Source organism: Streptomyces sp. NPDC051907, from assembly GCF_040681075.1.
Taxonomy (GTDB): domain Bacteria; phylum Actinomycetota; class Actinomycetes; order Streptomycetales; family Streptomycetaceae; genus Streptomyces.
In genome coordinates this window covers 22,132-41,901 of sequence record NZ_JBFAYB010000038.1, presented here as the reverse complement: position 1 = coordinate 41,901, position 19,770 = coordinate 22,132, and the positions used below count along the sequence as shown (strand labels likewise).

At 72.8% G+C, this 19,770-nt stretch carries 15 protein-coding genes and 1 pseudogene; 2 read left to right on the top strand and 14 right to left on the bottom strand.

The window, feature by feature from the left end; all coding sequences use genetic code 11:
- Window positions 1-77: 77 nt before the first annotated feature.
- Complete coding sequence (locus AB0M39_RS20850) at window positions 78-857, bottom strand: class I SAM-dependent methyltransferase (protein WP_365366396.1); 780 nt, start codon at window positions 855-857, stop codon at window positions 78-80.
- A 219-nt stretch (window positions 858-1,076) separates the two neighbouring features.
- Here AB0M39_RS20850 and AB0M39_RS20845 point away from each other — a divergent pair, with 219 nt between their 5' ends.
- Window positions 1,077-2,303 (top strand): aromatic acid exporter family protein, encoded by a 1,227-nt coding sequence (locus AB0M39_RS20845; protein ID WP_365366394.1) that lies wholly within the window; start codon window positions 1,077-1,079, stop codon window positions 2,301-2,303.
- Between the two features lie 282 nt (window positions 2,304-2,585).
- On the opposite strand, the gene AB0M39_RS20840 is transcribed toward AB0M39_RS20845, so the two are convergent.
- The 12 genes and pseudogenes from AB0M39_RS20840 to shc form a co-directional block, all read right to left on the bottom strand.
- On the bottom strand, window positions 2,586-3,650 hold the full coding sequence (locus tag AB0M39_RS20840; protein ID WP_365366392.1) for an NAD-dependent epimerase/dehydratase family protein: 1,065 nt from the start codon (window positions 3,648-3,650) through the stop codon (window positions 2,586-2,588).
- A 141-nt stretch (window positions 3,651-3,791) separates the two neighbouring features.
- Entirely contained in the window at window positions 3,792-5,921 is a 2,130-nt protein-coding gene (gene fusA, locus AB0M39_RS20835; RefSeq protein WP_365366390.1) for an elongation factor G, read from the bottom strand.
- 488 nt (window positions 5,922-6,409) lie between these two features.
- Entirely contained in the window at window positions 6,410-7,324 is a 915-nt protein-coding gene (locus tag AB0M39_RS20830; RefSeq protein WP_365366388.1) for an AAA family ATPase, read from the bottom strand.
- 2 nt (window positions 7,325-7,326) lie between these two features.
- Window positions 7,327-8,535: an RNA ligase gene (locus AB0M39_RS20825; protein ID WP_365366386.1), complete on the bottom strand. Its 1,209-nt coding sequence runs from the start codon at window positions 8,533-8,535 to the stop codon at window positions 7,327-7,329.
- Between the two features lie 146 nt (window positions 8,536-8,681).
- Window positions 8,682-8,972, bottom strand: a complete 291-nt coding sequence (locus tag AB0M39_RS20820) for a histidine phosphatase family protein (protein ID WP_365366384.1) — start codon at window positions 8,970-8,972, stop codon at window positions 8,682-8,684.
- Between the two features lie 103 nt (window positions 8,973-9,075).
- Window positions 9,076-9,315 (bottom strand): annotated as a pseudogene (locus AB0M39_RS20815) (phosphoglycerate mutase family protein); the annotation flags it as partial.
- A gap of 158 nt (window positions 9,316-9,473) precedes the next feature.
- The gene (locus AB0M39_RS20810; protein WP_365366382.1) at window positions 9,474-10,721 is read right to left on the bottom strand and encodes a flavin-dependent oxidoreductase; all 1,248 of its coding nucleotides are present in this window, start codon (window positions 10,719-10,721) and stop codon (window positions 9,474-9,476) included.
- A gap of 9 nt (window positions 10,722-10,730) precedes the next feature.
- The gene (locus tag AB0M39_RS20805) at window positions 10,731-12,086 is read right to left on the bottom strand and encodes a cytochrome P450 (protein ID WP_365366380.1); all 1,356 of its coding nucleotides are present in this window, start codon (window positions 12,084-12,086) and stop codon (window positions 10,731-10,733) included.
- Window positions 12,083-13,165, bottom strand: a complete 1,083-nt coding sequence (locus tag AB0M39_RS20800; protein ID WP_365366378.1) for a polyprenyl synthetase family protein — start codon at window positions 13,163-13,165, stop codon at window positions 12,083-12,085. The genes AB0M39_RS20805 and AB0M39_RS20800 overlap by 4 nt, the downstream gene beginning before the upstream one ends.
- A gap of 1 nt (window position 13,166) precedes the next feature.
- Window positions 13,167-14,069, bottom strand: a complete 903-nt coding sequence (locus AB0M39_RS20795) for a UbiA family prenyltransferase (RefSeq protein WP_365366376.1) — start codon at window positions 14,067-14,069, stop codon at window positions 13,167-13,169.
- Window positions 14,066-14,809 carry a methyltransferase domain-containing protein gene (locus tag AB0M39_RS20790; protein ID WP_365366375.1) on the bottom strand — a complete coding sequence of 248 codons (744 nt, stop codon included), beginning with the start codon at window positions 14,807-14,809 and terminating at the stop codon, window positions 14,066-14,068. Before AB0M39_RS20790 ends, AB0M39_RS20795 begins: the two co-directional genes overlap by 4 nt.
- A gap of 10 nt (window positions 14,810-14,819) precedes the next feature.
- On the bottom strand, window positions 14,820-16,718 hold the full coding sequence (shc, locus tag AB0M39_RS20785; RefSeq protein WP_365366373.1) for a squalene--hopene cyclase: 1,899 nt from the start codon (window positions 16,716-16,718) through the stop codon (window positions 14,820-14,822).
- Window positions 16,719-16,837: 119 nt separating this feature from the next.
- Between shc and AB0M39_RS20780 the strand changes: the two genes are divergently transcribed.
- Complete coding sequence (locus AB0M39_RS20780) at window positions 16,838-17,992, top strand: NAD(P)/FAD-dependent oxidoreductase (protein ID WP_365366371.1); 1,155 nt, start codon at window positions 16,838-16,840, stop codon at window positions 17,990-17,992.
- 391 nt (window positions 17,993-18,383) lie between these two features.
- Here AB0M39_RS20780 and AB0M39_RS20775 read toward each other — a convergent pair whose 3' ends face one another.
- Window positions 18,384-19,751 carry a hypothetical protein gene (locus tag AB0M39_RS20775; protein ID WP_365366369.1) on the bottom strand — a complete coding sequence of 456 codons (1,368 nt, stop codon included), beginning with the start codon at window positions 19,749-19,751 and terminating at the stop codon, window positions 18,384-18,386.
- Window positions 19,752-19,770: the final 19 nt, after the last annotated feature.

Sequence of the window (19,770 nt, the reverse complement as noted above, 5' to 3'; positions counted from 1 at the left end):
CTCGACCGGCGCCGCCCTGAGCGCGGATACTCAGGGAGGTACTCAGATGGGGCGGGCGGGGCGCGGATACCGCGTGGTCAGGCGCGCTTGCTCGCCTCGATGAGGAAGCGCTGCGCATAGGCCACGAAGGCGCCGTGGCGCTCGATGAACCGATGGAGCTCCGCCAGGCGGTCGCGGTAGGCGTCCACGGTGAAGCCGGGGACGATCCAGATCACCTTGCGGAGGAAGTGGACGACCGCGGCGATGTCGTGGAACTCCATCCTGAGCGCTTCCTGGCGCGCGTCGACGACGTCCAGACCCGCCGCTTCCGCCTCGGCCGCCGCCGTCATCGCGGTCGAGCTGGGCACGGTGGTCAACGGGGGCGGGGGAGCGGGGGCCGGCTGGGGGCCCATCAGGAACTCGGTCAGCTCGCGTACGGAGCCCGAGCCGATGTGCTGAGCGAGGTACGTGCCGTTCGGCCGCAGGACGCGGTGCACCTCGTCCCAGCGGACGACCACCGGGTGACGGCTGACCACGAGATCGAACGACGCCGACGGGAACGGCAGGTCCGCCGTGTCCTCGACCTCGACGACGGTGGCGTTGAACTTGCTCAGATTGCGCCGGGCGATCTCCGCGTTCGGCGGCCAGGACTCCGTCGCGGCCAGCACCGGCGGGGCGACGGGGACCGAGGCGAGCACCTCGCCGCCGCCCGTCTGGATGTCGAGCCCTGCCTCGGCCTTCCCCATCCGCTCGGCCAGCAGCGCCGCATACCCCCAGGACGGACGCTGCTCGGTCGCGCGACCGGCGAACCAGGAGAAGTCCCAGCCCTCGGTCGGCACGGACTCGCCTTCGGCTACAAGATCTTCGAACGTGGACATGGACCCGAGGATCGCAGGGCGCCATGGGTGCGCGCACGGGGATATCCGTGCGCTGCGCGACGCGCCGGCCCGCACGGGGGACGGACGACGGACGCGTCGGGGACCTGTCGGGGGCCTGTCGTGGACTCATCGGGACCCGTCGCGGACGCATCGGCGGGCGCACGGGTGACCGTGCGGCCGATGGCGCCTGCGGTGCGGGCGAGAGGGAAGGGACCAAGGGTGCGTGAAGTCGCCGACCCCTTGCTGAATCTCGTCCGGCGGGGCAAAGAGCCCGTGGTCGTTCAGACGGTCAGATCGACCCTGGCCGCCGTCGTCGCGTATGTCATCGCCCTGCTGCTGAGCAGCGAGCCCGCGCCCTTGACGGCCCCACTGACCGCGCTGCTGGTCGTGCAGGTGACCCTCTACACCACCCTCACCACCGGCATCCGACGGGTGAACTCGGTGGTGGCGGGAGTGGTGATCGCCATCGGGTTCAGCGCCCTGGTCGGCCTCACCTGGTGGAGCTTGGGCCTGGTCATCCTCGCCTCCCTGGTGATCGGCCGCTTCGTGCGCGCGGGCGAGTTCGTGCCCGAGGTGGCGATCAGCGCCATGCTGGTACTGGGCGTGACCCGGGTGGCGGCCACGGCCTGGGACCGGGTGCTGGAGACGGTCATCGGAGCCGTCGTCGGACTCCTGTTCAACGTCCTGTTCGTGCCTCCGGTATGGGTGCAGCCCGCCAGCGAGGCCATCGAGGACCTCGCGGGCCGTATGCGGCGGCTGCTGCTGAGCCTCGCGGAGGAGGTGCGCGGCCATACGTCGGTCGAGGAGGCCGCCGCCCGGCTGCACGAGGCGCGGCGGCTGGACCACGACATCGTCCAAGTGGACGCGGCGCTGCGCCAGGCGGAGGACAGCCTCCGGCTCAATCCCCGCGTCAAGGAGGGCCTGCTCTACCGCGTCGTGCTGCGCACCGGCCTGGACACCCTCGAGATCTCCGCCGTCGTCCTGCGCACGGTGTGCCGCACCCTGACCGACCTCGCCAAGAAGCGCACGCAGGAGCCGCTCTTCGACGAGGAGACAGCGGCCGCCCTCCAGGAGCTCCTCACGCACATGGCCCGCGCGGTCGAGAGCTTCGCGGAACTGATCACCACACAGGTCAGCGCCAACGCGGACGAGGCCGAGGAGCAGCTCGCACAGGAGCTCGCCGAGAGCCGCGACAGCCGGGAGATCGTCGCTCATCTGCTCCTCGACGGCGTGCGGGAGCATCCGCGCCAGTGGCAGCTGCACGGCGCCCTGCTGGCCGAGATCGACCGCATCCTGGACGAGCTGGACGTGGACCAGCGCTTCAAGCGGCTCAGCGAGGAGCTGGACCGTCAGACCCGCGAACAACGGGAGAAGTACCCCCTCGTGGACAAGCTCCGCGGCCGGTGGAGCATCGGCCGGTGGCGCGACCGGTCGGCTGCTCGCTGACGCCGGCCGGACCCGCCGGGCAGCCGCGGTACGGGCGTCGGCGACGGCGGTCGGGCCCGGTCCCGGCGACGGTGCGCCGCCGCCCCGGAACCCGCCGAATCCCACCCCTGCACAAGGGTTCCTTTTCGGCCAGCTCGGCGCGTACTGTCCGACTCGCCGGCACCCGCTCGCCGGTACCGCGGTGCACCTCCCCCCTTGCGCACCGCATGCTGCGAGACCCCGCCCGCACTGCGCACGGCGGGGCCTCGCCACGCCCGCGGCACGACCGCTCGGCGTACCCGATCAGAGAGCGGCGAGGATCCGCGCCTCCTTGTCCGGGGCGAGTCCGTGCTCCGCCCACCGCGGATGGCCGACGGGACGGCCGCCGCCCTCCCACCAGGACCAGGTGTCCCGAATCGTGTCGGCGACGGGGCGGCAGCGCAGCCCGGCCGCGACGGCGCGGCGGGAGCCGACCGCCCAGGCGCTCGCTTCCGTACGCCACAGCGGCAGCTCGGTCCACGGCCGCACGCCGTGCTCGGCGAGCAGTTCGGGCTGCGCCCACTGGGGCTCGCCCGCGCCGTCTGCCCTGCCGGCCCCGCCTGCGCCGCCCGTCACGCTGAGGCACGCGGCGACGAAGTCCCCGAACGCGATCCCCTCAGGGTGCACGAGGTTGAAGCCGCCGCTCGCGGCGCCTGCTGCCTGGTCCAGCGCGAACGCCGCCGCGTCCCGGACGTCGACCGGCCGGATGCGCCGGTCGGCGGGGGCGGGCGCCAGAAGCCGGCCGCCCCTGCGCGCCCGGTTGAGCCACCAGGGCAGCCGGCCCAGATACTCGCCGGGGCCCAGGACGACGCCCGGCCGCAGAAAGACCGAGCGCTCGCCGAACGCCTCCTCGACGGCGCGCTCCGCGCCCGCCTGGTGGAGCCCGTACGGCACCGCCTGGTGGAGTCCGTACGGCGTGGGGCTGCCGTCCTCGCCCGCGCCCCCGTACATCTCGTCCGCGTCCGCGGGGCACTCCAGCAGCTCGGACTCCTCGCTCAGCGGCTGACAGGGCCAGCCCGCGTACACCGACACCGTCGAGACGTGCACCCAGCGCCCCGCCGTGTCCCGCAGCGTCGAGGCGGCCAGCAGCACGTCCCGCGGCGAGAGGTCCGTGCTGGACGTGTCGACCACGGCGTCCCAGCGGCCGTGGGCCAGCAGCCGTTGGACGTCGTCGACGACCGTCCGGTCGCCGCGCACCCGATCGACGCCGGGCACGTCCACGCCGGAGCGGCCGCGGTTGAAGGTCGTCACATCCCAGCCGCGGCCGATCGCGCGCTCCGCGATGTGCCTGCCCAGGAACCATGTGCCGCCCAGCACCAGAAGCCTCATGGACCCAGATCCTGCCCGCTGATCGCAGCGAGCCATAACGGCCGCACGGACGCGCGGCTCCCGAAGAGCCCGGCGCCGACGGGACCTCCCCGCACGGACGGGGCGGCCCCGCCCAGAGGAGGGCGGGGCCGCCGTCGGGCGCTACCGCGACAGGATGCCGTCGGACACCCCTGCCGGGACCGGGGCGTAGCCCGTGGCCCGGGTGGTGAACGTGCCGCGGCCCTGGGTCCGGCCGCGCAGTCGGGACGCGTAGCCGAACAGCTCGGCCAGCGGCACGTTCGCCGTGATCACCGCCGTGCCGGCGCGCACGGTCTGGCCCGAGACCCGGCCGCGGCGTGCCGCGAGGTCGCCGAGGACGCCGCCCACGGCGTCCTCCGGCACGGTGGCCGTGAGCTCGACCACCGGTTCCAGAAGGACCATCGCGCTGGCGCGCAGCGCCTCCCGGAGCGCGAACCGGCCCGCCGTGCGGAACGCCATCTCCGAGGAGTCCTTGGAGTGGGTCGCTCCGTCGGTCAGCGTGACCTGCACGCCGGTCACCGGGTGACCGCCGAGGGGACCCTCGGCGAGCGCGTCCCGGCATCCGGCCTCCACCGCGCGGACGTACTCCTGCGGCACCCGGCCGCCGGTGACGGTCGAGCGGAACACGAAGCCCTCCGCGCCGCCGCCCGTGCCGTCCCCGGCCACGCCGGAGGGGTCGGACGCGTCGGCCGCGGGCTCCAGCGCCTCGACGTCCACGACGACATGAGCGAACTGACCTGCGCCTCCTTCCTGTTTGACGTGCCGGTACACCAGGCCGGTCACACCGGCGGCCACCGTCTCGCGGTAGGACACCCGCGGCCGGCCGACGCCGATGTCCAGCCCGTGGGCGCGCCGGACCTTCTCCACCGCGACCTCGAGGTGCAGTTCGCCCATGCCCGACAGGACGGTCTGCCCAGTCTCGGAGTCGGTCCGGACCACCAGGGACGGATCCTCCTCGACCAGCCGCGCCAGAGCCGACGCCAGCCGGTCGACGTCGAGGCTCCTGCGAGCCTCGATCGCCACGGAGACGACGGGATCCGCCGTGGTGGGCGGCTCGAGGACCAGCGGCGCGCCGGGCGCGGCCAGCGTCGTCCCCGCGCGGGCGGTCTTCAGCCCGATCACGGCGACGATGTCCCCGGCGCTCGCCTGGTCGACCTCCGCGTGCCGGTCGGCCTGCACCCGCAGGATGCGCCCGATCCGCTCAGTGCGGCGCGTTCCCGCGTCGAGGACGGTGTCTGACTTGCGGACCGTTCCCGAGTACACCCGCAGATAGGAGAGCCGGCCGGTGGCGGTCGAGTTCACCTTGAAGACCAGCCCGGCGAACGGCGCCGCCGGATCCGCGGCCCGCTCCTGGACCGTGTCGCCCAGCGTGCCCCGCACCGGCGGCACGTCCGACGGGGAGGGCAGGTAGGCCACCACGGCTTCCAGCAGCGGCTCGATCCCGCGGTTGCGGTAGGCCGACCCGCACAGCACGACCACGCCCTCGCCGCTGCCGGTCAGATCCCGCAGCGCCGCGGACAGGGTCTGCGCCGAGACCGTCGACTGCTCGCAGAACTCCTCCAGCGCGACCGGATGGAGCTCCGCCACCGCCTCCTCGAGGCGACGGCGGCGCCGGCGCGCCTCGTCGAGCAGACCGTCGGGCACCGGGCCCTCCTCGTACGCGTCGCGGCCGGTCGCCCAGACCAGCGCGCGCATGCGCAGCAGATCGACCACCCCGGTGAACCCGTCCTCCTGCCCGATCGGCATCTGGACCACGAGCGGGACCGTGTGCAGCCGCTCCCGGATCGAGGCGACCGCCGCGTCGAGGTCGGCGCCGGCGCGGTCCAGCTTGTTGACGAACGCGATCCTCGGCACGCCGTGCCGGTCCGCCTGCCGCCACACCGACTCGCTCTGCGGCTCGACGCCGGCCACGGCGTCGAACACCGCGATCGCGCCGTCGAGAACCCGCAGCGAGCGCTCGACCTCGTCGGAGAAGTCGACGTGGCCCGGTGTGTCGATCAGGTTGATCCGGTGACCGTCCCAGTCGCAGCTCACCGCGGCGGCGAAGATGGTGATCCCACGGTCGCGCTCCTGCGAGTCGAAGTCGGTGACGGTCGTGCCGTCGTGGACCTCTCCCTGCTTGTGGACGGCGCCGGTGAGGAAGAGGATCCTCTCCGTGACGGTGGTCTTGCCGGCGTCGACGTGGGCGAGGATGCCCAGATTGCGGACGCTGGTCAGTGGAGTGGTGGGACGACGGTGCAGGTCGGTGCGCACGGCCCGAGGCCTTTCAGGACGAGGAGAACAGGGCGGCGCGATTCACGGACGGAACGGACTGCGGCCGAGCGGGGAGGCATCCCCTTGACGCAGCGTCGACTTCGGCTGCGGCAGGGAGTGTTTCAGGACGGCGTCGGGGCGTACCCGGCCGAACTGCTCACCCGGTCAGAGCGTGAAGTGAGGCGACAGACGTTCGTCACGGAGTCCAGCGGCGGCCGCGCAGCCGGCACTGGAAGCACGGAGACATCAGAATCACGTCGTACCGTGACGGGGGAACGACGACAGCGGTGCGGTAACGCACGGTCGGCTCCCCTCGCTTGTCGAAGCGCGCCCCGGACGGATGTCCGTGCGCGATGAGGCGAGTGTATGACTCGGTCCCGACGACGGCACGCGATTATTTGCGGCCGGGCGGGCGGTTGGCCGGGCGGGCGCTGCGGCGGCGGAGCGGGCGCTCCGCCGCCGCAGGGGCCAACCCGGCGGGAACTCCCTTAGAAGTTGCCGTAGTTGACCTGCCAGGTGGGCAGGCCCATACGGCGCCAGACGGCGACCACGCGGTCGCGGTCGTCGAGGGATACGCGCACCGCGTAGCGGGTGCGGACGTGCCGGTCGAAGAGCTCGGCCTTCACGACGTCGTCGCGGCGTTGGTCGCCCGCCGCGCGCATCCACAGTTCGTCGTAGGGGACTTCGTGCCGCGCCAGCCAGGCCTCCGTCAGCGGCCGGTGCTCCTCGCCCCGGCCCGACAGCAGGACGACGACGTCGCCGTCCGCACGCTGGAAGGAGCGCAGGGCCCCGCGCACCGACTCATTGAGGACGTCCTCGTCGCAGCGGGTGAAGTCGTACGCACCGCGGTCGCCGCGGATCGCGAGCGTGCCGTCGATGTCGCACATGACCGCCGAGGGGAGCGCCGGATCGGCGGTGTACGGCTCCACGGAGGGCTCGTCGTTCAGCCACGCGGCCGTGAGCCGCCAGCCGCCCCGCCGGGACTTCGCGTGCTTGTCGGCCAGGATCTGGATGATCTCCTCGCCGACCGTCCGCTCGCGCGCCGCGTCGCGCCGGACGCACTCCTCGGCGGGCACGTCGGTGAAGTCGTGCACCACGAAGACGGCCTGTCCGGCGACCGCTGCCTTCAGGCGCTTGGGGATGTGGGGCGTCAGGTGCGTGTTGTCCACGACGACGTCGAAGCCGTCGTCGACGGCCGCCCGCACCGCCGCGTCCTGGATCGCCAGCACGGTCTGCTCGTGCTTGTAGGAGCGGCCGCGCTCGGGGGCCGGGACGTCGAGCATCGCCCGCAGGTCGTCGAGGCTGACGCGGCGCATTCGGCCCTCGGACTCCGCCTGCAGCCTGCGCGCCGCCGTCGTCTTCCCCGAGGCGGGCAGCCCCGTCATGACGTGTACTACGGGCACGGTCAGTTCTCCTCGTCGGATGTGAACGGGTCGGCCGCCTCAGGCCGGGCGGAACGGTACGTCACAAGCTCGGTCGGCCGCCCGTCCAGGCGCAGGAACATGGCGGGGCGTACGGCGGCGTCGGGCAGCGCCCGCGCGGCACGGGCGAACGCGCCCCGGTCGCCGGCGAGATGCACGAGCGACTGGTACGCCTCGTCGATCGCCCGCTCCTGGCGGGCCACGTCGGCCTCGATCCGCGCGATCACCTCGCGCACCCAGGCGTCGAACTCGTCGGGCACCTGCTCCAGCAGCCGGTCCAGCGGCTTGCCGCCGGACTCCTCGACGTCCGCCGCCGAGCAGCCGAGCGCCTGGGCCACCTGCTTGGCGGGCAGCGAGGCGAAGCGCTGAATACCGTGACCGCGCCAGACGTCCCGCTCGGTGACTCCGGTGAGCACCTTGTGGAGCCGTACGTACTCGGACAGCTTGGCCTTGGCCCGTACGCCCGAGGCGAAGCGCAGCACGAAGCCCTCCGCGTCGGTGCCCGTGGCGGCCAGGCCGCCGGGCAGCTGGTTGGACTCGGCGAGGGCGAGCAGCTCGGCGAGCGGCATCGCCGGCCAGACGGTGACGACCGAGCCGATGCCCTTCCAGCCGGACGCGGCCTCGCCCAGCGGGACCTCGGTGCCGTCCTTGGCGAACGCGGCGAGGAGCACTAGGTCCCGGCGGTCGCCGTAGTCGACGACGATCCGGTTCTGCGGGTACAGGATCTCGGCGAGGTAGGTCGTCCCGGGCGTCAGCGCGGAGGTGTCCTTGCCGTCGAGCAGGCGCTGCGCCCAGGTGGCCTGGGTGCTGATGAACGACCCCTTGGACGCGACCCGCCACCGGCCCGCGTAGTGGAAGACCACCGCGAGGCTCCCGTCGACCTTGTCGTACACCTCGAACGGCTCGTCCGGGAGAGGCGCCGCGTACGGCTGCCCGGCCTCGTGCTCGCCGACGTTGAAGAACTTCGGCAGCGGCAGCGCGACGATCTCGCCGGTGGCGTCGTCGGCGACCAGCCCGCGGCAGCGCGTGGTCACCCGGTTCCACACCCGCTCGTACTGGCATGTCCTGGTGTACGTGTAGATGGACAGCGGCAGTTCGGGGTGCGGCTTGCGCGTGACATGCCCCGCGTCGAGGGCCGCCGCCAGCTCCTGCGGCGGCAGCAGGTCGTGGAGAGTCAGGGATGCCTGGCTCATGGGTTCCTCCCGTTGGTGAGCCTTGATTGTCACGTGCGGGAGGCTGTGCCGCGTACTGATTTAGCCCCGGGAGGGGGTGTGGAGGCGCAGGTCACAGGGGCGCGGGCGGCGATCGCCGTCCTCTCGACGCGCGCGGGGAAGCCCGCTCACCCCGCCAGATGGCGGGTGTCGCCGACGCTGACGACCTGGCGATTGTGGAAGAAGTCGTCCTCGCGCAGCAGCGTGATACTGCCGGAGGGCGCCCGGAAGCTGACGGAGCCCACCGACTCGAACGGCATCCCGATCCAGGACGCCACGACGAAGGTCAGCGCGAAACCGTGCGTCACGATGACCTGTTGCTCGCCTGCGCGCCCCAGAATCTCGCCCATGGCCGCGTAGACGCGCCGCGCGCACGCCCCGCGCGTCTCCGCGCCCCGCACACCCTCGTGGTGTCCCATCCGGTCCCCGACCGCCGGCGGCGGGACGAACCGCCGGTCCAGCCAGCCACTCCTGCGGCTTTCCCTCCGCCTCTCCGTAGGACTTCTCCCGCAGTCTGCGATCCAGGATCGCGCGTACTCCGAACACACCGGCCACCGCGTCGGCCGTCTGCTGGGCACGCCGCAAGTCCGAGGAGAACAGCTCCACCTCGGCGCCCTCGGGGATCTCGGACCGCAGCGCCTGGGCGATGGAGGCGGCCGCGCGCCTGCCGCCGGGCGTGAGAGGCGAATCGTGCCACCCGCCGACCACCCCCTCGACATGGTGCGCCGCCTCCGGGTGAGCGATGACGTAGACGCTGCGCATCGGAGCGTGCCCTCTCTTGTCCGGTATCACGGGCGAGCCGCTGTCGCGACGCGGTCGGCCGACACCCGACTCTCGTCCCTCCTAGCCGCTCGCGCAACGCCGTTCGACGAGTTCGCGGCGCCGCGCCGCCCGAGGCCCGCGCCGCCGCCACGCCTCGCTCACCGGAGCCTGACCGGCGACGTCGACCAGGAGTGCCGGTCGTTGAGCCCCTCGGCCGTGCAGCCGGCCAGCCGCTTGTACTCCCGCGACACGCTCTCCGCCCGCTCCCGCGGCAGCTCCCCGCCGACCTCCTCGGCCAGCGCGATGATCTTCTCCGGGCCCAGCTGCCGGTTGGCCAGCACCAGTCGGTTCAGCGGCTCCCGGCGCATCGCCTCGTAGCGCAGCAGCGCCCGGGCCGGGTCGGCCTGCCGGGTGAGGCACCAGGCCAGCACCCGGGCGTCGACGATCGACTGCGATCCGCCGTTCATGCCCATCGGGAACATGGGATGCGCGGCGTCGCCGAGCAGTGTGACCCGGTCGAAGCTCCACCGGGGGAGCGGATCCCGGTCGAGCATGGGGTACTCGTAGATCCCGGTGGACGCGCCTATCAGGGCGGGCAGGTCGATCCACGGCAGCTTCCAGTCGGCGAGGCGCTCGAGCGCCTCGCCGGTCCGGATCGGGCGGTTGGACCGGTCGAGCGCTCCCGGACCGTCCTCCCTGCGGATCTCCAGCACCCAGTTCATCAGCGCGTTCTGGCCCTGGCCCGGTGGGTCCACGATGGGGTAGGCGACGAACTTCGATCCCGGCCGGCCCCCCGCCACCACGATCGTGCGTCCGCCGAGGATATGCGGGTACTCGCTGACGCCACGCCACATATGGACGCCGTTCCAGTGCGTGGCCCCCTCGCCGGGGTGCAGCTGGGCCCGTAGCGCCGAGTCGATGCCGTCCGCGCCGATCAGCACGTCCGCCTCCTCGACGCACTCCGCCCCCGACCGGCGGTCCACGAAGTGGGCGCGCACGCCGGCCGGGCGCGGCTCGAAGCGCTGGAACGACATGCCCGTGCGGACGGCGTCCTCGCCCATCCGCTGCCGTACCGCCGCCAGCAGCATCATCTGCAGCCGCCCGCGGTGGACCGAGTACTGCGGCCAGCGGTAGCCGGCGACGACGCCGAGAGGCTCCGACCACACCCGCTCGCCTGCCCGGTCGCAGTAGAGCAGCTCCCTCGGCGGCAGTCCGATGGCGGCCAGCTCGTCGCCGAGCCCCAGCTCGGTCAGCTCGCGTACGGCGTGGGGCAGCAGGTTGATGCCGACGCCGACCGCGTGGATCTCTCGGGCGGACTCGCGGACGAGCGGGTCGAACCCCGCCGTGTGCAGGCTCAGAGCGGTGACGAGACCGGCGATCCCACCACCCACCACGATGATTCTCAACTGTCCCCCTCACGTTCGGCGTCGCACGACAACGGGAACTCCTCGGCGGGGCCGCATGGCCATGATGCTGGCCGGAGTCGCCTCTGCCTCCAGCCGCAGCTCGGTCCGCCGCAGCAGCTCGATCAGGATCGTCTTCAGCTCGGCCGTCGCGAACGGCGAGCCGATGCACCGGTGCGCGCCGCCGCCGAAGGGCAGATACGTCGACGGCGTCGCCGGGCGGTGCGCGGGGTGCCCGGGACTCCAGCGCTCGGGCAGGAACTGAGCCGCCTGGGGCCACACTTCGGGCATCCGGTGAGTGACGTACGGGCTGATGGCCAGCCGTCGGCCGGCCCGGATGGTGTGCCCGGCGAACTCGAAGTCCTGGGCGGCGACCCGGGGCAGGACCACGACCGGCGGATGAAGCCGCAGGGCCTCCTGCACGACCGCGTCCACATAGGGCAGCCGCTCCAGCGCCTCGCCGGTGAGCTCGGCGTCCCCGAGCACGGAGTCGACCTCCTTGCGGGCGTCGTCCCACACACCAGGGGTGCTGAGCGCCGCGTGCACGGTCCACCCCATGGCCGCGCTGGTCGTCTCGTACCCCGCGACGATCAGGCTGATCACCTGATCCTCGAGCTCGCGGTCGGCCAGGCTGCGGCCCTCGGAGTCCCGCGCGGCCAGCAGCATCGCCAGCCCGTCGCCTCCCTCGCCTCCGTCGACCGGGCAGCCTCCCGCCCTCGCCGCCCCCGCCTCTCGGGCGCGACGGCGGCCGATCTCGGCCTGCACCCTCGCGGCCACCTGCCGGCGGGCCCTTCTCGCCCTGGCCGTCATGGGGTTGGGGATCCCCGCCAGGAAGAGCTGCATGCCCAGCGGGAGGTCCGTGGAGTCGAGCGCGATCTGCAGCCGGGCGCCGATCATCTGGTTGTCCGCCGCCAGCCGGGCGCCGTAGAGGGCCTCGACCGTATTGCAGCGGATCACCGAGCGCAGCGCCTGGTAGAGGTCGAGTCGGCGGCCGCTCTGCCAGGTCTCCACGGCCGCCGCCGTGTTCCGCGCCATCAGCCGGACGTATGCGTCGATGCGCCGCCGGTGGAACGCGGGGAGCGTCAGATGGCGCCGCCTGTGGTGGTCCGGGCCGTCCGTGACGAGCAGCGCGGTGTCGCCTAGGACCGGCAGCATCACCTCGAACGAGTCGCGCCAGGAGAAGAGCGAGGGGTTGGCGAAGACGAAGGCGTTCGCCTCCGGTCCGAAGACGAACGTCGTGCGCTGCGAGCCGTATCCGACGCCCACCACCGAGCCGTGCGCGCGGTACGCGTCCATCATCCCGGTGAAGGGGTCGAGGGCGAACTGGAGCACCCGGCGCGGGGAGAGGGTGGGCATGCTCTGGCTCATCGGCCGTCCTCCCACGAGGAGCAGGCCGTGCCGCGGACGTCCGGCGAGTGCGGGCGGGGGCCGGCCAGGGCGTCCACCTCCGGGAGCAGCAGCCGCACGGTCCGCAGGATCCGCTGGGAAGCGTCGTAGAACGCGCCGTCCAGAGCGTCGAGTTCGTCGAGGGACTGCCGCAGATGCTGATCCGCACTCGCCACGGCTCTGGCCACGGAGCCGCTGTCCTGAAGGACCCAGATCGCCTCCGCGACGGCCTCGGGGCCGGCGTCCGGCCCGATCAAAGGGCGCAGCCGGGCGCCCGCCCGGTGCAGCCCGTGGATGACGGGCAGGGTGTAGACGCCGTTGGAGAGGTCGGCGCTGTGCGCCGCGGCGCCCGCCGGGGGCCGAAGGTCGCGTACGTCGTTCCAGATCTGGAAGGCCACGCCGAGCTCGAACGCGAAGGAGGCCAGCACCTTGGTCTGGCGGCTGCTCGCCCCCGCCGTCCGACCGCCCAGCAGGGCGCTGAGGGAGAGCAGCTCGGCGGTCTTCCCGGAGATCGAGGCCATATAGCTCTCCACCGAGCGTTCCGGGCAGCCGGCGTCGTGCAGCTCCATCAGCTGGCCCACGCAGATGCGCTGCGCGCACCTGACCGCCGCCCGGGACTCCTCAGCGCCCAGCGAGGCGGCCTGGCCCAGCGCGGTCGTCAGCAGATAGTCGCCGAGGACGAGCGCCACACCGTCTCCGTAGCGCGCGTTGGCCGTGGCCGCCCCGCGGCGCTCGGCGGCCCGGTCGCACAGATCGTCGTGGTGCAGCGTGGCCAGATGGAGCGTCTCCACGACGGCCGCCGCGGTGACGGTCCGCTCGGACACGGGCGCCTCGCCGGCGACGAGATACGCGGAGGCCAGGGTCAGACTCGGCCGAAGGTACCGGCCCGGCCGTCCCGCGAGATGGCGCAGCGCCTCGTCGATCCGCCGGTCGCCCGTCGTGAGGGACCCCAGCACTCTGTCGTGGACGCGGGCCAGATCGCCGCGCAGCGCGGGGAAGTCGTCGCCGACCCCGGCCGGCTTGGTGTCCTCTGCCCCAGGCGGGCTGCTCTCGGCGCCCATCTCAGAGCCACGCTCCGACCGAGAAGAGCACGAAGTCGACGATCATCAGGTGGTAGAGCCAGGCCCACGAGATCATCTCCGGCCCGATACGGGACCGCGACACGGACCACACCAGGCCCGCCGCCCAGGGCAGCGTCGCCAGGGGGAGCAGGAGGGCCGCCGAGTCCAGCCGGAGCGCCAGCGCGAGGACGACGAGGTAGAACCCGAGGAGGCAGCAGGCGTAGAGGGCCTTGGTCACCGCGGGGCTGACGACGTGGGGGAGCGTGGTCTTGCCGGCCGCCCGGTCCTTGTCGACGTCCCGCGCGTTGTTGTGCAGCATCAGACCGGCGAAGAGGAACCCGGGGCCCAGCGACGCCAGGACGATCGTGCCGTCCACGTGCCCGACGTTCAGCCAGGCGAGGACGAGGGTGACGCCGGCGCCCGTCACGACGAAGTCGAGCAGCTCGCCCATGGCCCGGTGGCCGAGCGGCCGGGGCCCGCCCGCATAGCTGAAGTACGCCAGATAGCACAGGGCGATCAACGGCAGCAGCCACAGGCTGGTGGTGACCGCGAGCACCGCGAGGCCGGCCCAGGCGACGCCGAAGCAGGCGAGGCCGACGGTGCGCAGCCGCCGCATGTCCAGTCCCAGGGCGAGCGAGCTCTGCGGCCGCACCCCGTCGGGCCGGTCGAGCCCGCGTACGTAGTCCTCGTAGTCGTTGACGAAACGCCGTCCGGCGCAGTCGGGCACCAGGACGAGGAGGGTCAGCGCGACCCGCCAGGGCGACAGGTCGCCGCTGTGGTGGGCGGCAGAGACCGCGTACGCGCCCTGGAGGACGATGACCAGGAGCAGGGGCGGCCCGGAGGCGACGATCCAGGCGGCCAGGGTGGGCTGACGTGCTCCGGGAGCGGCTTGCGCCGACGTCATGCCCGCCCCCTCTCGCCGGGTAGCGCGAGCTTGGTGCCGGCCGCCTGGAACATGACGTTGGTGGACTTCGTGGTGGCCATGCGGACGGTCTTCTTGCGACCGAGGAACCAGGGGACGAGATCGGTGGCCCGGGGCCAGAGCCCGTACATCAGCAGCGGGACGCCGTGGTGCTCGGCCACCAGGGCCAGCCGGATCCGGTCGATGAACAGCCGGTGGTCGTGCGTGCCCTTCAGCGCCATGCCCGGCAGCGGGAGGTTCTCGGTGAGGGTGACGATGAGAATCCGCGCCAGCAGTGTGTCGGCGATGGTGTCGAGCAGCAGGAATCCGCCGGGCCGCAGAATGCGGCAGCATTCGGCGACCACGGCATAGGGCTCGTCGAAATGCTCCAGACACTGACCCGCGACGACGACGTCCACGCTCCCGTCGTCGAAGGGAAGTTTGGTGACATCCGTGTGGACCGTCTCGTCGACGCCGTGCGCGCGGGCCACCTCCAGCGACCGCTGGGACTGGTCCACGCCGATATGGCGGTAGCCCTTGCCCTGGATATGGGGGTGGAGCAGGCCCCCGCCGCAGGCGACGTCCACCAGCGTGGCGCCCGGCCCGGCCGCCGGCGGAATCATCTGGCCGCGCTTCGCCGCGATCCAGCTGAGCGCGGTGAAAGGCCCCCGGGGATTCCACCACTGGTCCGCCAGGTCGTCGTACTGAGTGAGATCGTTGGCGGAGACGATTCTTTTCTTCATCTGACGCCCCTCAGAATGATCGTGAATAACGTCCGACTGCCATGACCGGATACAGCTGGCGGTACATGGGATAGCTCATATAGAACTGCCGGGGCAGCACGGTTCCGGTGAACGCGTCCTCGTCCCAGCTGCCGTCCGCGTTCTGCGTCTCGGCGAGCCAGGCCAGGGCGCGCTGGACGCGGCCGTCCGCCGCGGCGACGCCCGCCGCGTGCAGGGCGAGCAGGGCCCAGGCCGTCTGGGTCGGCGTGGACGCTCCCCGTCCGTGCCGCTCCGGGTCCTCGTAGGACCGCACGTCCTCGCCCCAGCCGCCGTCGGCGTTCTGACGGCCGGTCAGCCACCGGACGGCCCGTCGTACGGCGTCGTGGTCCCGCGGAACGCCGGCGCGGCGCAGAGCGGTGACGGCCGAGCCCGTGCTGTAGAGGTAGTTGACGCCCCAACGCCCGTACCAGGAGCCGTCCTTCTCCTGGTGGGTCAGGAGCCACCGCACGGCTCTGCGGACGCGCGGGTCGTCCCGCAGCCCCTGGGCGGCCAGCGACTCCAGGGCATGGGCGGTGATGTCCGGGCACGGCGGGTCGGTGATCTCGGTGAAGTCGAGCGTCGCCAGCCTGGTCGCGATCAGGGAGGTGTTGTCGGCGTCGTACGCGGCCCAGCCGCCGTCCCGGCTCTGCATCGTCAGCAGCCAGTTGACGCCCCGGTTGACCGCGCCGCGCCGGCTCGCGGCCGCCTCCGGGTCGTCCAGCCGTACCCGTGAGAGGGCCTCGACCACCACGGCGGTGTCGTCGCAGTCCGGATAGCTCTCCTCGACGAACCCGACCGACCAGCCGCCGGCCGCGCTGCCCGGCCTCGCCACCGCCCAGTCGCCGTGGGTGCGGACCTCCTGGCCCGCCAGCCAGTCGGCGGCCCGCAGCAGCGCGGGATGGTCCGGCGCAAGCCCGGCGTCGAGCAGCGCCCAGACGCACAGCGCGCTGTCCCACACGGGTGTGGGCATGCAGTTCATCCGGCGCATCGGGCCCTCGGGCGACTCCAGCCACACCGCGAAGCCGTCCAGGCCCTCCAGACCCCGCCGGATGTCCGGGTCCTTCGCGTCCCTGCCCGCCGCGTACAGCCCCAGCAGGCAGAAGACCGAGGCGACGTTGCACGCCAGCCATGCGCCGTCCGCCTCCTGCCGGTCGAGGATCCACTGGACGGAGCGGCGGACCGCGCGCCGCCTGAGAGGGCCCGGCGACAGTCGGTTGAGCCGGCGCGCGCCCTGGTTCAGGAGCTGCGCGAGGTGCGGAGGGGAGGCGGGGGAGCCCTGCGTGGCCCCGGCCGACGCGCGCCCCACGGCGTGAAGCTCGTCCAGCCGGAAGCCCGGGTCGACCGCCGGCCGCCGGTCATGGACCAGGCCCAGCGGCACGAGGGCGAGCCGGGTCCATGTGGAGAGCTTGTACAGGGACATGGGCGCCGCGGGCGGCAGCAGCACGACCTCAGGCAGGACCGTGGGCACGCTGTCCCAGGAGGCCTGGCCGAACAGGGCCAGCCAGATCCGCGCCTCCAGCCGGCAGGACGCCAACCCTCCCTGGGATCTGACGAATCGGGCGGCCTCCCGCATATGGAGAAGGTCCGGCCCGTCTCCCGCGAGGCGGAGCGCGAGATAGGCCTCGACGGTGGTCGACAGATCGCCGGGGCCGTGCGGATAGATGGCCCAGCCGCCGTCCGGGGACTGCTGCGACCGGATCCAGCGGGCACTCGCGGAAATGGTCTTCTCGTCCCGTACGCCCAGCAGTTCGCGGACGAACACGTCGACGGCGTCGACCATGACGTTGGCGTCCGGGCAGCGCGACCACCAGCCGTCGGCGTCCTGCAGGGCAAGCAGTCGTTCGATGCCGCGTTCCAGAACTAGCTTCGTATCCGGGGTATCTACGTGCATAGACCCACTCCTGACGTTTTGTCATGAAAAGTGGTACACATGTGCCGGTCCGACAGTGTAGGCAGGGCGATTCGCTTCTTTCCAGAAGGCCTCATCGGCCGCAAAGGAGGCTGAGTGTCTTGAAACTTCTGGTGGTCGGAGCAGGGGTCGGCGGCCTGGCCGTCGCGCGTGGAGCCCTCGCCGCGGGCCATGACGTGCGTGTCTTCGAACGCGCCGAGCAGCCGCGCACCACGGGCGCCGCGATCACCGTCTGGGCCGGAGGCGTCGGCATCCTGCGGGAGTCGAGCGTGCGCCTCGACGGCGCGGGCGCCCGCATCGACGGCATCGACGCCCGAACCGACGCCGGAGAACGCCTCTATACGATCGACGTCCTCGCATCGACGAATCGACTCGGCCACGAGAGCCTGACCGTACCGCGCCGGACGCTCTTGGAGCGGATGGCCGAAGGGCTGCCGCCCGGAACCGTCGAGTACGGCCGGTGCTTCGACCGCTTCGCCGACGACGGGAGACGCGTCACGGTCGGCTTCGCGGACGGCTCCACAGCCACCGGGGACGTCCTGATCGGCGCCGACGGCCACCGCTCGGCGGTCCGCCGACAGCTCTGGGGACACGACCCCACGACGCCCGCCGGGTGGGCCACCTGGCAGGGCCTCGGGACCTTCCTCGCCGACGTCACAGGACCCCGCCACGGAATCATGATCAACGGCCGGAGCGGATTCTGCGGCCTGATGCCGGCGGGGGAGGGCCTGCTGCAATGGTGGTTCAGCTACCCGTGCACCACCGACAGCAGCGGCCCGCACCTGCCGGCGCTCCGCCGCCGCTTCGGCGCCTGGGCCGATCCGGCGCCGCTGGTACTGGAGAAGGTCGACGAGGCGGAGATCGAGATGTTCCCGCATTACACCCACCGGGTCCCGCCCCGCTGGGGCACGGGCCGCGCCACCCTGGTCGGCGACGCGGCCCACACCATGCCGCCCGTCGTCGCGCAGGGCGCCAACCAGGCGCTGGAGGACGCGTGGGCGCTCACCGCGGCCCTGGCCGATACGACCGCCCGCGACCTCGACGGCACGTCCCGGACGCTCCGCGGCTACGAACGCGCCCGGCGCCGCAGGGTCGCGCCGATCGCGCGGCTCGCCGCCACGGAGTACACCTACCGCTACCGGCCGCCGATCGTCGACCGGTTGACGCCCAGCCCGGTCGTGAGCTGGGCGTACGGCCAGTGGCTCACCCAGACCAGCGACTACCTGCGCGGCGCGCGCCGACGCAGGTCCGGCTAGCTGGCCAGGCCGTCAGTCCGCGGTGACGCTGTCCAGCACGTCGAGGCGGGCGGCACGGCGAGTCGGCCACTGGGCGGCGGCCAGGCGCGGCCGAGCTGTTCATCGGTCACGCCACGGCCACGACCCATGTGGCGCGGCTGCTGACCGAACAAACGATGCCCGCGACCGTGTCCAGCTCGTGATCACCGCGTACAGAGCGGGCCTGGCGCCGTCCTCGCCATGACCCGGCAGCCCCCGCGAGCACCCCGGTCCGCTGCCGGTCTACGACGTCGTCGTGTCGATGCAGCACCGGATCGAGCACCGCCGCTGCCGCTGACCGCCCTCCGGCCGGGTTGCCGGACGAACGCCGTCGGACGTATGCCGTCGGACGCCTGCCGTCACAGGAACGACGTCACGCTCGCAGCGCCCTGATCCATGCCACGCTCCTGAAGTCCTTGGACTCGATGTGCACCTCCGTGCGCCGGAAGCCGGTGGCCGTGAGGCCGTCGTAGCCGGTGGCGACGAGGTCCTCGTAGAGCGTGTCGGAGAACGCGACCGCGAGGTGGGCGGAGGGATCGTCCGCGAGGGCCCCGCGCAGGGGGCCGGAGTCCAGGTTGCGGAACAGCGTGACCACGGCCGAGCCCGCGTAACCGCTGTCCGCCTCATGGACGATGCCCTGGTGCAGGCTCGCCCGCATACGGATGCTCCGAGTCCGCTGCCCGGCAGGCTCTGCCGGTCCGTCCGCGCCCGGCGCCCGCTCCGCCTCGGGGAGCGCGGCGTTCGCGGTGGCGAGCCCCTCGCCCAGCCCGCGCAGCAGACCGGGCACGACCCGGGTCTCGTCGATGCCCGGCTCGAACACCAGCAGATAGCCGTCGCCCTGCGCCTGCCGGCCGCAGCTCTGCCAGGCGATGCGGGCCTGTGCGCAGGCCGTGTGCAGCGTCCGCAGCAGCGCCCGCTGGAGCCGGACCATGTCGGCGTTGTCGCGGGCGCTGTACTTCTCGATGTCGACGGCGAGGCACAACCGCCTTCGGCCCGGCGGGAGTTCGTCGCGGCTCGCCGAGAAGGCCTCCTCGAAGGCGGACAGCGCCCAGGCCCCCGGCACGGTCTCGTCGCGGGCGAGCGGAGCGCCCGCCGACCACAGATCGGCCGTCGAGAGCCGGAACGGAGTGTCGTGCGAGGTCTCCGCCTCCCGGCGGCGGAACGCCCCGCCGAGCATCGGCTGGACGGTCACCGCGCTCAGCCGCAGTCTGCCGGTCAACTCGGTCGCGGCGGCCGGCAGGCGTACGACGGCCTGGGCCCACCGCCCGTCGGGGCGCAGCGCTCCGCCTCGCCCCGGCGCCCGGAACACCCACTGGAGCCGGTCCTTGCCGAGCCCGAACGCGGCGACCTCCGCCCCGTCGGCCGCGGTCGTGCCCGGCGCGGGATGCAGGGCGAGGGCGCGCGGGCCAGGGTCGAGCGCGACGGTGAGGGTCACCTCGTGGTAGCCGCGGCCGCCGGGCAGCCGCTCCAGGTCGAAGGGGAAGCAGACCAGGACGTCGCGCTGCGCCCGCTCCGCTTCGACGACGCCGTCGCCGGAACCCGCTGGGAGGTCGTAGACGAGAGGGCTGCCCAGGGAGGCGCCGCCGACCCGGTCGCGTACGAGCTCTCCGCCCCTGGGCACCGCGGCGTCGCCCGCGAAGAAGTCGGCGACGGCCAGGATGTCTTCGTAGGCGAAGGCCCCCGCCTCGCCGTGCTCGCCGGCCTCGTCCGGCCCCGTCGGGTCCGTCCAGTTGTCGCTCACGATCGTGACTCCCCTTGGT

Coding starts and splice junctions, on each gene's coding strand:
- AB0M39_RS20850 (WP_365366396.1), bottom strand. CDS start 857: ATGTCCACGTTCGAAGATCTTGTAGCCGAAGGCGAGTCCGTGCCGACC.
- AB0M39_RS20840 (WP_365366392.1), bottom strand. CDS start 3,650: ATGAGGCTTCTGGTGCTGGGCGGCACATGGTTCCTGGGCAGGCACATC.
- AB0M39_RS20825 (WP_365366386.1), bottom strand. CDS start 8,535: ATGAGCCAGGCATCCCTGACTCTCCACGACCTGCTGCCGCCGCAGGAG.
- AB0M39_RS20820 (WP_365366384.1), bottom strand. CDS start 8,972: ATGGGACACCACGAGGGTGTGCGGGGCGCGGAGACGCGCGGGGCGTGC.
- AB0M39_RS20805 (WP_365366380.1), bottom strand. CDS start 12,086: ATGAGCCAGAGCATGCCCACCCTCTCCCCGCGCCGGGTGCTCCAGTTC.
- AB0M39_RS20800 (WP_365366378.1), bottom strand. CDS start 13,165: ATGGGCGCCGAGAGCAGCCCGCCTGGGGCAGAGGACACCAAGCCGGCC.
- AB0M39_RS20795 (WP_365366376.1), bottom strand. CDS start 14,069: ATGACGTCGGCGCAAGCCGCTCCCGGAGCACGTCAGCCCACCCTGGCC.
- AB0M39_RS20790 (WP_365366375.1), bottom strand. CDS start 14,809: ATGAAGAAAAGAATCGTCTCCGCCAACGATCTCACTCAGTACGACGAC.
- shc (WP_365366373.1), bottom strand. CDS start 16,718: ATGCACGTAGATACCCCGGATACGAAGCTAGTTCTGGAACGCGGCATC.